We start from the raw sequence: 14,409 nt of genomic DNA on the forward strand, positions 1-14,409 counted from the left end.
CCAGAGCTATGAGCAAGCTGCGCGTGGCGGTCCTCGGAGCCCAGGGCCGTATCGGCTCCGAGGCGGTCAAGGCCGTCCAGGCCGCCGAGGACATGGAACTGGTCGCGGCCCTCGGCCGCGGCGACAAGCTGGAGACCCTGGCCGAGGCGGACGCCCAGGTCGTGGTCGAGCTGACCACGCCCTCCTCGGTCATGGAGAACCTCGACTTCTGCGTGCGCCACGGCATCCACGCGGTCGTCGGGACCACCGGCTGGAACGAGGAGCGCCTCGCGCAGCTGGACGGCTGGCTCGCCGCCGCTCCGGGGACCGGTGTCCTGATCGCCCCGAACTTCTCCATCGGAGCGGTCCTCACCATGAAGTTCGCGCAGATCGCCGCGCCGTACTTCGAGTCGGTCGAGGTCGTCGAGCTGCACCACCCGCACAAGGTGGACGCCCCTTCGGGCACCGCGACCCGCACCGCCCAGCTGATCGCCGCGGCCCGCGCCGAGGCCGGCCTCGGCGCCCAGCCGGACGGGACGACGAGCGGCCTGCCGGGGGCGCGCGGCGCGGACGTGGACGGCGTGCCCGTCCACGCCGTACGCCTGCGGGGCCTGCTGGCCCACCAGGAGGTGCTGCTGGGCGGCGACGGCGAGACCCTGACGATCCGTCACGACTCCCTGCACCACTCCAGCTTCATGCCGGGCATCCTGCTGGGCGCCCGCCGGGTGGTCACCACCCCGGGCCTCACGTTCGGCCTGGAACACTTCCTGGACCTGGGCTGACGACATGGGCGGAAAGATCACGTACGTCTTCCTCGCCACCGTCCTCGTCCTCGTCTTCGGCGTGGTGGGGATGGAAGGCGTCCTGCTGCTGCTGACGGGTGAGCCGGCCGCGATGGGCATGGGCGCCGTGGCGTTCCTGCTCCCGCTGGTGGGCGCCTGGTTCCTGTGGAAGAACACCCGCTTCGCGCGCCGGGCCAACCGCCTCGCCGCGGAGCTGGAGGCCGAGGGCGGGCTGCCCGTCGACGAGCTGAGGCGCACTCAGGGCGGCCGCGTCGACCGGGATTCGGCCGACGAGGTCTTCGAACGGCGCAAGGCCGAGACGGAGGACACGCCGGACGACTGGCGCTGCTGGTTCCGGCTCGCGGTGGCGTACCACGACGCCCGCGACACCCCGCGCGCCCGCCAGGCGATGCAGCGGGCGATCACGCTGCACGAGACCGCTTAGGACCTGTTCAGGGGCCGCCTCCGGGCGGCCCCTCGTCGCCTCTAGCGGGCGGCGGACCCCGAGTACTCCGCGTTCCACGCCTCGACCGTGTCGGCGGCGCGGTCGAAGGCCTCGACGCGCGAGAGGAAGTCCGAGTTGTGGTCGGTGAGCAGCTGCGTCTGCTCACCACCGTGACGGACGAGCATGAGGGCCTGGCCCTGGACGGTGCGGGGGAGTCCCAGCCAGCGCACCGGCTGCTGCGCGGTGCGCACCTCGGAGACCTTGGGCCACGGCACGGTCCGGGTCGCGAGGAAGGTGACCTGACGCAGGCCCGCCCGGCTCACCCACACGCCCATGCGCAGCAGGCGCAGGGAGGCGAGGATGATCAGCGCGGCGACACCGAAGGTGAACGCGGCGCCGCCGAGCGCTCCGGCGACGGCGATGATGACGGCGGCCAGCAGCACGAACGAGGCGAGCAGCAGCGCGAGCGCCGCCATGCCCACTCGCCACGGTCCGGGCCGGTACGGACGACGCCACTGGTCGTGGTCGTCGAACGGCAGCGCGATGTCGTCGGTCGCGTCGAAAGCACGGTCGGCCGTCAGAAAGGGCAGGGGCACGACAGGTCCTCACTCACAAGCACGTTCGGTGGGCTGTGCCCGGTGAGGCTACCTCAGCGCCCGTCGGAAGCCTCGGACTGCTGTCGTTGAGCGCCCGAGCTCCCCGACTCGAGGGAGGGCATTCCGAGGATCAGCGATCCGACGAGGCCTGCCACCACGGTCAGCCCGATCAGCGTACGGCCCAGCACCTGCGAGGGAGTGGCACGCTCGCGAGGCGGCGGAGTGACGTTACTGCGGAAGCGGTCGGACTCCGCGACGAACGCGAACGGGACGGCCTCTCGCCGGCGCAACATCAGGGTCACTCTCCTCGGGCTCGGTGGTGATGGTGTCTGTCACAGGTACAGACGAGCGAATCGACGTTTAGGTGCCCTTTTTCATCAAAGCGGCCGAATCTCATCCTTGGGTAGGACGTGGCTAGAGTGGGCGACTGCAACAGCCCGACTGGAAGGACCGCCGGTGACCGACACACCCACCGAGAACCAGAAGATCGACTTCCGGAGCGACGTCACCGTCGATCTGGTCAAGAGCGCTGCCGGCGACTCGGACGTGCTCTGGGCGGCGCGGGTGTCCACGGCGGGCGAGCAGTCGCTGGAAGAGCTCCAGAAGGACCCGGAGCGCTCCAAGGGCCTGATCAACTACCTGATGCGGGACCGCCACGGCAGCCCCTTCGAGCACAACTCGATGACCTTCTTCATCAGCGCCCCGATCTTCGTCTTCCGCGAGTTCATGCGGCACCGGGTGGGCTGGTCGTACAACGAGGAGTCGGGCCGCTACAGGGAGCTCGAGCCGGTCTTCTACGTCCCGGACGCCTCCCGCAAGCTGGTCCAGGAGGGCCGCCCGGGCAAGTACGTCTTCGTCGAGGGCACCGAGGCCCAGCACGAGCTCGTCGGCCGCTCCATGGAGGACTCGTACCGCCAGGCGTACGCGACCTACCAGGAGATGCTGGCCGCGGGCGTCGCCCGCGAGGTCGCCCGTTCGGTCCTCCCGGTGGGTCTCTACTCCTCGATGTACGCCACCTGCAACGCGCGCTCCCTGATGCACTTCCTCGGTCTGCGCACCCAGCACGAGCTCGCCGCGGTGCCCTCGTTCCCCCAGCGGGAGATCGAGATGGTGGGCGAGAAGATGGAAGAGCACTGGGCCAAGCTGATGCCGCTGACCTACGCGGCCTTCAACAAGAACGGCCGTGTGGCCCCATAGAGCACATAAGTACGAACTTCTCCCGCGAAGTGTCCGTATTGCGACGTTTCACGAAGTTCATCTAGGCTGATCAAACGGACCCGGCACTGCTTGAACCCCCGAGCAGGCAGTGCCGGGCTCCCTTTCTCACGTCCCCCTAGGGGACACCCGGCGCTGAGCAGCGAGTAGCGTGTTACCCATGGCTCCGATCTCCACTCCGCAGACCCCCTTCGGGCGGGTCCTCACCGCCATGGTCACGCCCTTCACGGCGGACGGCGCACTCGACCTCGACGGTGCCCAGCGACTTGCCACCCACCTCGTGGACGCCGGCAACGACGGCCTGGTCGTCAACGGCACCACCGGCGAGTCCCCCACCACCACCGACGCGGAGAAATCGCAGCTCGTACGGGCCGTCCTGGAAGCGGTAGGGGACCGGGCCCACGTCGTCGCCGGCATCGGCACCAACGACACCCACCACACGCTGGAGCTCGCCCGCGCCGCCGAGCGCGACGGCGCACACGGCCTGCTCGCCGTCACGCCGTACTACAACAAGCCCCCACAAGAGGGCCTGTACCGGCACTTCTCGGCCATCGCCGACGCCACCGAGCTCCCCGTGATGCTCTACGACATCCCCGGCCGCAGCGGCGTCCCGATCGACACCGAGACGATCGTCCGGCTCGCCGAGCACCCCCGGATCGTCGCCAACAAGGACGCCAAGGGCGACCTCGGCCGCGCCAGCTGGGCCATCGCCCGCAGCGGCCTCGCCTGGTACTCCGGCGACGACATGCTCAACCTTCCGCTGCTCTCCGTGGGCGCCTGCGGCTTCGTCTCCGTGGTCGGCCACGTGGTCACCCCGGAACTCCGCGCCCTCCTGGAGGCCTACCTGGCCGGCGACGTCCAGAAGGCCACCGAGATCCACCAGCGGCTGCTCCCGGTCTTCACCGGCATGTTCCGCACCCAGGGCGTCATCACCACCAAGGCCGCGCTCGCCCTCCAGGGCCTCCCGGCCGGCCCCCTGCGGCTCCCGCTGGTCGAGCTCAGCGACCAGGAGTCCGCTCAGCTCAGGCTGGACCTCGCCACCGGCGGGGTAGAGCTCTGACGACAGACTTCACAACTGAAGACCCGTAACTGAACACAAACAGCAAGTGCACGAATGTCATGCGCGCCACGTGCCCGAGCCGGTACGTGGCGTGTGTGGTGAGGAGAGACTTTTGAGCCATCCGCATCCTGAACTCGGCACCCCGCCGAAGCTGCCCAAGGGCGGCCTGCGTGTCACCCCGCTCGGTGGGCTGGGTGAAATCGGCCGAAACATGACGGTCTTCGAGTTCGACGGCCGTCTACTGATCGTCGACTGCGGCGTCCTCTTCCCCGAGGAGGAGCAGCCGGGCGTCGACCTGATCCTGCCCGATTTCACCACCATCCAGGACCGCCTCGACGACATCGAGGGCATCGTCCTGACGCACGGCCACGAGGACCACATCGGTGGCGTGCCGTACCTGCTCCGGCTGAAGCCGGACATCCCGCTCATCGGCTCCAAGCTGACCCTCGCCCTCATCGAGGCGAAGCTGCAGGAGCACCGCATCCGCCCCTACACCCTCGAGGTGTCCGAGGGCGACCGCGAGCGGCTCGGCCCCTTCGACTGCGAGTTCATCGCCGTCAACCACTCCATCCCCGACGCGCTGGCCGTCGCCATCCGCACCCCCGCGGGCATGGTGGTCCACACCGGCGACTTCAAGATGGACCAGCTGCCGCTGGACAACCGCCTCACGGACCTGCACGCGTTCGCGCGCCTGAGCGAAGAGGGCATCGACCTTCTCCTCACGGACTCGACGAACGCCGAGGTCCCGGGCTTCACGGCGCACGAGCGGGACATCTCCAACGTCCTGCGCAACGTCTTCGCCAACGCCCAGAAGCGCATCATCGTGGCCAGCTTCGCCAGCCACGTGCACCGCATCCAGCAGATCCTGGACGCCGCCCACGAGTACGGCCGCAGGGTCGCCTTCGTCGGCCGCTCCATGGTCCGCAACATGGGCATCGCCCGCGACCTCGGCTACCTGCGGGTCCCCGCCGGCCTGGTCGTGGACGTGAAGACGCTGGACGACCTGCCGGACGACGAGATCGTGCTGGTCTGCACGGGTTCCCAGGGCGAGCCGATGGCCGCGCTGTCCCGGATGGCCAACCGCGACCACCAGATCCGGATCGTCCCCGGCGACACGGTCATCCTGGCCTCGTCCCTCATCCCGGGCAACGAGAACGCGGTCTACCGCGTGATCAACGGCCTGACCCGCTGGGGCGCCAACGTCGTCCACAAGGGCAACGCCAAGGTCCACGTCTCGGGCCACGCCTCGGCCGGCGAGCTGCTGTACTTCTACAACATCTGCAAGCCGAAGAACCTCATGCCGGTCCACGGCGAGTGGCGCCACCTGCGCGCCAACGCCGAGCTCGGCGCCATGACGGGTGTCCCCAAGGACCACATCGTCATCGCCGAGGACGGCGTCGTCGTCGACCTGGTCGACGGCCGCGCCCGCATCACCGGCAAGGTCCAGGCGGGTTACGTGTACGTCGACGGCCTCTCGGTCGGCGACGTCACCGAGTCCTCCCTGAAGGACCGCCGCATCCTCGGCGAAGAGGGCATCATCTCGGTCTTCGTGGTGGTGGACTCCTCCACCGGCAAGATCGTGAGCGGCCCCAACATCCACGCCCGGGGCTCCGGCATCGAGGACGCCGCGTTCGACGCGGTCCTCCCGAAGGTCGGCCAGGCCCTGAACAAGTCCGCCCAGGACGGCGTGATGGAGCCGCACCAGCTCCAGCAGCTGATCAGGCGCACGGTCGGCAAGTGGGTGTCGGACACCTACCGCCGCCGTCCGATGATCCTCCCGGTGGTCGTGGAGGTCTGACGGACCGGCACACACCTGGAGCGGGGCGCCTCGATTTGCATCGGGGCGCCCCGCTCCAGTACGTTTACGGCTCCGCCAGATCGGGAACCGCCGAGCGCCACAGTGCGCCGGTACGGAAACCGGGAGGCGGGAAAACCGGCTCAGAACTTCTGATAAAGTCGGAACACGCCGGAAGGCCCCGAGAAAAACAAATCGGGACCGGAAAGCACCGAGGAAATCGGATCGGAAAGATCTGATAGAGTCGGAAACGCAAGAACGAAGGAAGCGCCCGGAGGAAAGCCCGAGAGGGTCAGTACAAAGGAAGCGTCCGCACCTTGAGAACTCAACAGCGTGCCAAAAATCAACGCCAGATTAGTTGATACCCCGTCCATCTTCGGATGGTCGAGGTTCCTTTGAAAAAGTCCACCCCACGGGGTGGCACACAGCGAGGACGCTGTGAACAGTCGGCCACATTCCGGCATGACTGTTCCGCTCAACGCGAGTGTAGAGCCGGATTACCGGCAAACATTCACGGAGAGTTTGATCCTGGCTCAGGACGAACGCTGGCGGCGTGCTTAACACATGCAAGTCGAACGATGAAGCCCTTCGGGGTGGATTAGTGGCGAACGGGTGAGTAACACGTGGGCAATCTGCCCTTCACTCTGGGACAAGCCCTGGAAACGGGGTCTAATACCGGATAACACCGGCCTCTGCATGGGGGCTGGTTAAAAGCTCCGGCGGTGAAGGATGAGCCCGCGGCCTATCAGCTTGTTGGTGAGGTAACGGCTCACCAAGGCGACGACGGGTAGCCGGCCTGAGAGGGCGACCGGCCACACTGGGACTGAGACACGGCCCAGACTCCTACGGGAGGCAGCAGTGGGGAATATTGCACAATGGGCGAAAGCCTGATGCAGCGACGCCGCGTGAGGGATGACGGCCTTCGGGTTGTAAACCTCTTTCAGCAGGGAAGAAGCGAAAGTGACGGTACCTGCAGAAGAAGCGCCGGCTAACTACGTGCCAGCAGCCGCGGTAATACGTAGGGCGCAAGCGTTGTCCGGAATTATTGGGCGTAAAGAGCTCGTAGGCGGCTTGTCACGTCGGGTGTGAAAGCCCGGGGCTTAACCCCGGGTCTGCATCCGATACGGGCAGGCTAGAGTGTGGTAGGGGAGATCGGAATTCCTGGTGTAGCGGTGAAATGCGCAGATATCAGGAGGAACACCGGTGGCGAAGGCGGATCTCTGGGCCATTACTGACGCTGAGGAGCGAAAGCGTGGGGAGCGAACAGGATTAGATACCCTGGTAGTCCACGCCGTAAACGTTGGGAACTAGGTGTTGGCGACATTCCACGTCGTCGGTGCCGCAGCTAACGCATTAAGTTCCCCGCCTGGGGAGTACGGCCGCAAGGCTAAAACTCAAAGGAATTGACGGGGGCCCGCACAAGCAGCGGAGCATGTGGCTTAATTCGACGCAACGCGAAGAACCTTACCAAGGCTTGACATATACCGGAAAGCATTAGAGATAGTGCCCCCCTTGTGGTCGGTATACAGGTGGTGCATGGCTGTCGTCAGCTCGTGTCGTGAGATGTTGGGTTAAGTCCCGCAACGAGCGCAACCCTTGTCCTGTGTTGCCAGCATGCCCTTCGGGGTGATGGGGACTCACAGGAGACCGCCGGGGTCAACTCGGAGGAAGGTGGGGACGACGTCAAGTCATCATGCCCCTTATGTCTTGGGCTGCACACGTGCTACAATGGCCGGTACAAAGAGCTGCGATGCCGCGAGGCGGAGCGAATCTCAAAAAGCCGGTCTCAGTTCGGATTGGGGTCTGCAACTCGACCCCATGAAGTCGGAGTTGCTAGTAATCGCAGATCAGCATTGCTGCGGTGAATACGTTCCCGGGCCTTGTACACACCGCCCGTCACGTCACGAAAGTCGGTAACACCCGAAGCCGGTGGCCCAACCCCTTGTGGGAGGGAGCTGTCGAAGGTGGGACTGGCGATTGGGACGAAGTCGTAACAAGGTAGCCGTACCGGAAGGTGCGGCTGGATCACCTCCTTTCTAAGGAGCACAGTACCGATTGCAGGCAAACGTTCTGCACGGTCAGCTCATGGGTGGAACGTTGATTAGTTGGCGCGATTCTTCAGAGTCTCCTGTTAGTACTGCTTCGGCGTGGAACACGGGAAGGACCGAGAGGGTCGCGCTTGGCACGTTGTTGGGTATCTGAGGGTACGGCCGGTTGGTCGAACCTTCGCGATGCCGGCCCCAGTGAACTCACCGTGTAGATGGTGGGGTGATGGGTGGCTGGTCGTTGCTTGAGAACTACACAGTGGACGCGAGCATCTGTGGCCAAGTTTTTAAGGGCGCACGGTGGATGCCTTGGCACCAGGAACCGATGAAGGACGTGGGAGGCCACGATAGTCCCCGGGGAGCCGTCAACCAGGCTTTGATCCGGGGGTTTCCGAATGGGGAAACCCGGCAGTCGTCATGGGCTGTCACCCATGCCTGAACACATAGGGCATGTGGAGGGAACGAGGGGAAGTGAAACATCTCAGTACCCTCAGGAAGAGAAAACAACCGTGATTCCGGGAGTAGTGGCGAGCGAAACCGGATGAGGCCAAACCGTATGCGTGTGAGACCCGGCAGGGGTTGCGCATGCGGGGTTGTGGGATCTCTTTTTCACAGTCTGCCGGCTGTGAGACGAGTCAGAAACCGTATGGATAGGCGAAGGACATGCGAAAGGTCCGGCGTAGAGGGTAAGACCCCCGTAGCTGAAATTCATGCGGCTCGTTTAAGAGACACCCAAGTAGCACGGGGCCCGAGAAATCCCGTGTGAATCTGGCGGGACCACCCGCTAAGCCTAAATATTCCCTGGTGACCGATAGCGGATAGTACCGTGAGGGAATGGTGAAAAGTACCGCGGGAGCGGAGTGAAATAGTACCTGAAACCGTGTGCCTACAAGCCGTGGGAGCGTCGGACATAGCTTGCTATGTCTCGTGACTGCGTGCCTTTTGAAGAATGAGCCTGCGAGTTTGCGGTGTGTTGCGAGGTTAACCCGTGTGGGGAAGCCGTAGCGAAAGCGAGTCCGAATAGGGCGATTCAGTAGCACGCTCAAGACCCGAAGCGGAGTGATCTAGCCATGGGCAGGTTGAAGCGGAGGTAAGACTTCGTGGAGGACCGAACCCACCAGGGTTGAAAACCTGGGGGATGACCTGTGGTTAGGGGTGAAAGGCCAATCAAACTCCGTGATAGCTGGTTCTCCCCGAAATGCATTTAGGTGCAGCGTCGTGTGTTTCTTGCCGGAGGTAGAGCACTGGATAGGCGATGGGCCCTACCGGGTTACTGACCTTAGCCAAACTCCGAATGCCGGTAAGTGAGAGCACGGCAGTGAGACTGTGGGGGATAAGCTCCATGGTCGAGAGGGAAACAGCCCAGAGCATCGACTAAGGCCCCTAAGCGTACGCTAAGTGGGAAAGGATGTGGAGTCGCAGAGACAACCAGGAGGTTGGCTTAGAAGCAGCCACCCTTGAAAGAGTGCGTAATAGCTCACTGGTCAAGTGATTCCGCGCCGACAATGTAGCGGGGCTCAAGCGTACCGCCGAAGTCGTGTCATTGCAGCAATAGGGCCAACGCCCGCTGTGATGGGTAGGGGAGCGTCGTGTGCCGGGTGAAGCAGCCGCGGAAGCGAGTTGTGGACGGTTCACGAGTGAGAATGCAGGCATGAGTAGCGATACACACGTGAGAAACGTGTGCGCCGATTGACTAAGGGTTCCTGGGTCAAGCTGATCTGCCCAGGGTAAGTCGGGACCTAAGGCGAGGCCGACAGGCGTAGTCGATGGACAACCGGTTGATATTCCGGTACCCGCTTTGAAACGCCCAATATCGAGCCCATTAATGCTAAGGCCGTGAAGCCGCCCTGGAGCCTTCGGGCAAAGGGGAGTGGTGGAGCCGCTGACCCAAGGTGGTAGTAGGTAAGCGATGGGGTGACGCAGGAAGGTAGTCCAGCCCGGGCGGTGGTAGTCCCGGGGTAAGGGTGTAGGCCGTGTGGTAGGCAAATCCGTCACACATTAAGGCTGAGACCTGATGCCGAGCCGATTGTGGTGAAGTGGATGATCCTATGCTGTCGAGAAAAGCCTCTAGCGAGTTTCATGGCGGCCCGTACCCTAAACCGACTCAGGTGGTCAGGTAGAGAATACCGAGGCGTTCGGGTGAACTATGGTTAAGGAACTCGGCAAAATGCCCCCGTAACTTCGGGAGAAGGGGGCCACGTCTGGTGATCGGATTTACTCCGTGAGCTGGGGGTGGCCGCAGAGACCAGCGAGAAGCGACTGTTTACTAAAAACACAGGTCCGTGCGAAGCCGTAAGGCGATGTATACGGACTGACGCCTGCCCGGTGCTGGAACGTTAAGGGGACCGGTTAGCTCTGTTTCGACAGGGCGAAGCTGAGAACTTAAGCGCCAGTAAACGGCGGTGGTAACTATAACCATCCTAAGGTAGCGAAATTCCTTGTCGGGTAAGTTCCGACCTGCACGAATGGCGTAACGACTTCTCGACTGTCTCAACCATAGGCCCGGTGAAATTGCACTACGAGTAAAGATGCTCGTTTCGCGCAGCAGGACGGAAAGACCCCGGGACCTTTACTACAGTTTGATATTGGTGTTCGGTTCGGCTTGTGTAGGATAGGTGGGAGACTTTGAAGCCGTGACGCCAGTCATGGTGGAGTCGCCGTTGAAATACCACTCTGGTCGTGCTGGATGTCTAACCTCGGTCCGTGATCCGGATCAGGGACAGTGTCTGATGGGTAGTTTAACTGGGGCGGTTGCCTCCCAAAGGGTAACGGAGGCGCCCAAAGGTTCCCTCAGCCTGGTTGGCAATCAGGTGTTGAGTGTAAGTGCACAAGGGAGCTTGACTGTGAGACCGACGGGTCGAGCAGGGACGAAAGTCGGGACTAGTGATCCGGCGGTGGCTTGTGGAAGCGCCGTCGCTCAACGGATAAAAGGTACCCCGGGGATAACAGGCTGATCTTCCCCAAGAGTCCATATCGACGGGATGGTTTGGCACCTCGATGTCGGCTCGTCGCATCCTGGGGCTGGAGTCGGTCCCAAGGGTTGGGCTGTTCGCCCATTAAAGCGGTACGCGAGCTGGGTTTAGAACGTCGTGAGACAGTTCGGTCCCTATCCGCTGTGCGCGTAGGAATATTGAGAAGGGCTGTCCCTAGTACGAGAGGACCGGGACGGACGAACCTCTGGTGTGCCAGTTGTCCTGCCAAGGGCATGGCTGGTTGGCTACGTTCGGGAGGGATAACCGCTGAAAGCATCTAAGCGGGAAGCCTGCTTCGAGATGAGTATTCCCACCTCCTTGAGAGGGTAAGGCTCCCAGTAGACGACTGGGTTGATAGGCCGGATGTGGAAGCCCAGTAATGGGTGGAGCTGACCGGTACTAATAGGCCGAGGGCTTGTCCTCAGTTGCTCGCGTCCACTGTGTTAGTTCTGAAGTAACGAACTCGCCCCCTGAGGGGTGCGGCTTGAGTTCAACTTCATAGTGTTTCGGTGGTCATAGCGTTAGGGAAACGCCCGGTTACATTCCGAACCCGGAAGCTAAGCCTTTCAGCGCCGATGGTACTGCAGGGGGGACCCTGTGGGAGAGTAGGACGCCGCCGAACAACCCGCCCTTTTAGCTCAGTCGGTAGAGCGTCTCCATGGTAAGGAGAAGGTCAACGGTTCGATTCCGTTAAAGGGCTCAGAGAAAAGGCCCCCGCCATCAGGCGGGGGCCTTTTTGCGTTTCCGGGCCGGGGAGCGGCAAGACGACGGGAGGCCGGCCCCGCGTGACGGGGCCGGCCTCCCGTTCGGGTCAGCGGTTGTGGGGCTCCGGGATGCGGAGGGCCAGGATGGCCATGTCGTCGGAGGCCGGCTCCTGGGCGAAGCGCTCGACCGCCCGCAGCACGCGCGAGGTGATCGCGCCGGCCGTCAGGCCCGTACAGGACTTGAGGACCTCGGTGAGGCCGTCGTCGCCCAGCATGCGGGTGCCCTCGCGGCGTTCGGTGACGCCGTCCGTGACGCACAGGAGGACATCGCCCGGGTCCAGGGTGACCGTCTGCTCGTAGAGCTCCAGATCGTCCATGACGCCGAGGAGGGGCTGCGGGTCAGCCGCCGGGCGGACCGTGCCGTCCTGGCTGAGGCGGAGCGGCAGCGGGTGTCCCGCGCAGACCACCTTCAGGACGGCCGAGCCGTCCTCCTGGGGGCGCATCTCGCCGTAGAGGAGCGTCAGGAAGCGGCTGCGGGCGCCCTCGTCGAGGATCGCCGCGTTGAGGCGTTCCAGGACGGCGGGGCCGCCGAAGCCCTCGCGGGCCAGCAGACGCAGGGCGTGCCGGGCCAGGCCGGTGACGGCGGCGGCCTCCGGGCCCGTACCGCACACGTCGCCGATGGCGAAGCCGTACGCGCCGTCGCGGATCGGGAACAGGTCGTAGAAGTCACCGCCGACCTCGTTGCCCTCGCCTGCCGCGCGGTAGATGACGTCGACCTCGACTCCCGGGACGTCCGGCAGGCCGGGCGGGAGGAGGCTGCGCTGGAGGGAACGACTGATGGCCGTGCGCTCGGAGTAGAGACGGGCGTTGTCCAGGGCCAGGGCGGCCCGGCGGGAGAGGTCCTCGGCCAGTTCCAGGATCTCCTGGCGGAAGTGGTCGTCCGAGGGCTTGCCGAGCGTCAGCATGCCGATGACCCGGTTGCGGGCGACCAACGGCAGGACGACGGTCTCGCCGCCGACGGCCGTGGCCGTGGCGAGGGCCGTGTGGATGCCGGAGGACACCGGGCTGCCCGGGCCGTCGAGTTCGCGCATCGAGGCGCTGAGCGCCGCACGGTGCGCGGCGTCGCCGGGAGCACTCCACACCCGGGCGCCGGGCGTCGTCACCGGATCGGGCGGGGAGATGGAGGAGAGCAGGTCCTTCAGACCGTCGATCAGGTCCTCGTCCTCGTGCAGGACATAGGACAGATACGGGTCCGAGGCCTGGTCCGCGATCGTGTAGACGGCGCACCAGGTGGCCAGGGTCGGGACCGTCATCTGGGCCATCAGGGCCAGGGTCTGGTCGCGGTCGAGGGTGCCGGCCAGGAGGTCGGAGGCCTCGACGAGGAAGCTGAGGGAGCCGCGGCGGAGGCGTTCGAGCTCGCCGAGGCGGGCCGACTCGACGGCGAGCGCGATCCGGTCGGCGGCGAACTGGAGGCGCAGGGCCTCCTCGTTGGAGTAGCGGTTGGCGCCTTCGGCGGCGACGCCCAGGGAGCCGGTGAGGCGGCCCTCGACCTTGAGCGGGACCGTCACGACCGAGCGCATGCCGGTGCCTTCGAGGAGGGGCACGGCGCCGGGAACGGCGGCCAGGTCCTCGTGGACGGCGGGCATGCGGGCGGAGCCGTAGCGGCTGGCGCCGGTCTCGACGGGGACGCGGGCGAAGCGCTGGCGGGCCGAGGGCAGGCCCGTGGTGGCGCGTACCTCCAGCTCGGTCTCGTCGTCGGTGGCGAGGAGGAGGAAGGCGGAGTCCCCGTCGAGCATGTCGCGGGCGCGTTCGACCGTGCGCTGGAGCAGGCCGTCGAGGTCGTCGGGGGCCGGGGAGCCGATGAAGACCTCGAAGGGGTCGGCCGAGGAGCGGCTCTCGGGACCGTTCTCGGAGGCGGCGGGGCGCTGCGGGGTCTGGAGGACGGCGCGCTCGTACTCGCGGACGAGGAGGCAGACCGTGGAGGGCTCGCCCTGGGCGTCGCGGACGCGCAGGTGGGAGGCGTAGACGGGGATGACGCGGCCGTCGGCGCAGCGGATGCCGTAGCTGCCCTCCCAACGGGACAGGCGCAGTGCCTCGGCGAGGCCGGTGCCGATGCCGGGGGTGTGCGGCCAGGCGGCGAGATCGCCGAGGGGCTTGCCGGTGACCTGCTCGGCGCCGTAGCCGAAGAGCTCCTCGGCGTCCTCGTTCCAGGCGGAGATGGCGCCGCCGCGGTCGATCTGGACGACGGCGACGCGGACCCGGCTCTCGGTGACGGGGAGCAGCGGGTCGGGCAGGACGGGGCCGGCGGAGCGGGTGCCGACCGGCCGCTCGGGGAGGTCCAGGTGGAACCAGACGTGTTTGCGAGTGGGGCTGTACTCGACGCCCCAGCGGGTGGCGAGGGCCGCGCACAGCAGCAGGCCCCTGCCGTTCTCCCGGTCGGGGCCGGCCATGGAGCGGCCCTGCTGGAGCGGGATCTCGCGTTCGGGGTAGCGGTCGGCGACCTCGATGCGGACGCCGTCGTCGGCGCGCAGGCACAGGACGTCGGCGGCGGTGCCGGCGTGGATGACGGCGTTGGTGACGAGTTCGCTGGTGAGGACGACGGCGTCGTCGACGATCTCGGCGTATCCCCAGCCCTGGAGGGTGTCCCGTACGAAGGCGCGGGCGGTCGCCACGGACCGCCCGACGGGATCGAAGCTGGCAGCCGCCCGCGCGGTGATCACTGAACTCCTCGTACGCGTCTCGACGCCCGGCTCTGCCATGGTCGGTCCTGCCCCTCCCGGTGCCCGGTGGTGGTGCTGTGTGAGTGCTGTGAACGC

The 14,409-nt window shown here is 65.4% G+C and carries 9 protein-coding genes, 1 tRNA gene and 3 rRNA genes; 9 read left to right on the forward strand and 4 right to left on the reverse strand.

Annotated elements, in window-relative coordinates; translation table 11 throughout:
* The first annotated feature begins 8 nt into the window (after positions 1–8).
* Together dapB and OG309_RS27680 are read left to right on the forward strand one after the other, a co-directional pair.
* Entirely contained in the window at positions 9–761 is a 753-nt protein-coding gene (gene dapB, locus OG309_RS27675; RefSeq protein WP_329424768.1) for a 4-hydroxy-tetrahydrodipicolinate reductase, read from the forward strand.
* 4 nt (positions 762–765) lie between these two features.
* Positions 766–1,206 carry a hypothetical protein gene (locus tag OG309_RS27680; RefSeq protein WP_329424769.1) on the forward strand — a complete coding sequence of 147 codons (441 nt, stop codon included), beginning with the start codon at positions 766–768 and terminating at the stop codon, positions 1,204–1,206.
* A 41-nt stretch (positions 1,207–1,247) separates the two neighbouring features.
* Here OG309_RS27680 and OG309_RS27685 read toward each other — a convergent pair whose 3' ends face one another.
* On the reverse strand, positions 1,248–1,802 hold the full coding sequence (locus tag OG309_RS27685) for a hypothetical protein (protein ID WP_329424771.1): 555 nt from the start codon (positions 1,800–1,802) through the stop codon (positions 1,248–1,250).
* Between the two features lie 53 nt (positions 1,803–1,855).
* Positions 1,856–2,095, reverse strand: coding sequence for a hypothetical protein (locus OG309_RS27690; protein WP_329428569.1), 240 nt, complete (start codon positions 2,093–2,095; stop codon positions 1,856–1,858).
* A 163-nt stretch (positions 2,096–2,258) separates the two neighbouring features.
* Here OG309_RS27690 and thyX point away from each other — a divergent pair, with 163 nt between their 5' ends.
* From thyX to OG309_RS27705, 3 genes are all read left to right on the forward strand, one after another.
* Positions 2,259–2,999 carry an FAD-dependent thymidylate synthase gene (thyX, locus tag OG309_RS27695; RefSeq protein WP_329424773.1) on the forward strand — a complete coding sequence of 247 codons (741 nt, stop codon included), beginning with the start codon at positions 2,259–2,261 and terminating at the stop codon, positions 2,997–2,999.
* A gap of 178 nt (positions 3,000–3,177) precedes the next feature.
* Positions 3,178–4,077, forward strand: a complete 900-nt coding sequence (gene dapA, locus OG309_RS27700) for a 4-hydroxy-tetrahydrodipicolinate synthase (protein ID WP_329424774.1) — start codon at positions 3,178–3,180, stop codon at positions 4,075–4,077.
* Between the two features lie 112 nt (positions 4,078–4,189).
* Complete coding sequence (locus tag OG309_RS27705) at positions 4,190–5,875, forward strand: ribonuclease J (RefSeq protein WP_329424775.1); 1,686 nt, start codon at positions 4,190–4,192, stop codon at positions 5,873–5,875.
* Between the two features lie 140 nt (positions 5,876–6,015).
* Here OG309_RS27705 and OG309_RS27710 read toward each other — a convergent pair whose 3' ends face one another.
* A complete protein-coding gene (locus OG309_RS27710; protein ID WP_329424777.1) occupies positions 6,016–6,246 on the reverse strand; it encodes a hypothetical protein in 231 nt (76 codons plus the stop codon).
* Between the two features lie 136 nt (positions 6,247–6,382).
* Between OG309_RS27710 and OG309_RS27715 the strand changes: the two genes are divergently transcribed.
* The 4 genes from OG309_RS27715 (at position 6,383) to OG309_RS27730 (ending at position 11,589) form a co-directional block, all read left to right on the forward strand.
* A 16S ribosomal RNA gene (locus tag OG309_RS27715) occupies positions 6,383–7,908 on the forward strand.
* A gap of 286 nt (positions 7,909–8,194) precedes the next feature.
* A 23S ribosomal RNA gene (locus OG309_RS27720) occupies positions 8,195–11,312 on the forward strand.
* Between the two features lie 82 nt (positions 11,313–11,394).
* Positions 11,395–11,511: ribosomal RNA gene (rrf, locus tag OG309_RS27725) — 5S ribosomal RNA — on the forward strand.
* The 16S, 23S and 5S rRNA genes sit together here with 1 tRNA gene alongside, the layout of an rRNA operon.
* Before the next feature lie 5 nt (positions 11,512–11,516).
* Positions 11,517–11,589: transfer RNA gene (locus OG309_RS27730), tRNA-Thr, on the forward strand.
* Between the two features lie 111 nt (positions 11,590–11,700).
* Here the strand turns inward: OG309_RS27730 and OG309_RS27735 are convergent.
* Positions 11,701–14,352: a SpoIIE family protein phosphatase gene (locus tag OG309_RS27735; RefSeq protein WP_329424779.1), complete on the reverse strand. Its 2,652-nt coding sequence runs from the start codon at positions 14,350–14,352 to the stop codon at positions 11,701–11,703.
* Positions 14,353–14,409 lie beyond the last annotated feature (57 nt).

The sequence above is a fragment of the Streptomyces sp. NBC_01268 genome, from assembly GCF_036240795.1.
Taxonomy (GTDB): Bacteria; Actinomycetota; Actinomycetes; order Streptomycetales; family Streptomycetaceae; genus Streptomyces.

Coding starts and splice junctions, on each gene's coding strand:
- OG309_RS27735 (WP_329424779.1), bottom strand. CDS start 14,352: ATGGCAGAGCCGGGCGTCGAGACGCGTACGAGGAGTTCAGTGATCACC.
- dapB (WP_329424768.1), top strand. CDS start 9: ATGAGCAAGCTGCGCGTGGCGGTCCTCGGAGCCCAGGGCCGTATCGGC.
- OG309_RS27710 (WP_329424777.1), bottom strand. CDS start 6,246: ATGGACGGGGTATCAACTAATCTGGCGTTGATTTTTGGCACGCTGTTG.
- OG309_RS27690 (WP_329428569.1), bottom strand. CDS start 2,095: ATGTTGCGCCGGCGAGAGGCCGTCCCGTTCGCGTTCGTCGCGGAGTCC.
- OG309_RS27680 (WP_329424769.1), top strand. CDS start 766: ATGGGCGGAAAGATCACGTACGTCTTCCTCGCCACCGTCCTCGTCCTC.
- dapA (WP_329424774.1), top strand. CDS start 3,178: ATGGCTCCGATCTCCACTCCGCAGACCCCCTTCGGGCGGGTCCTCACC.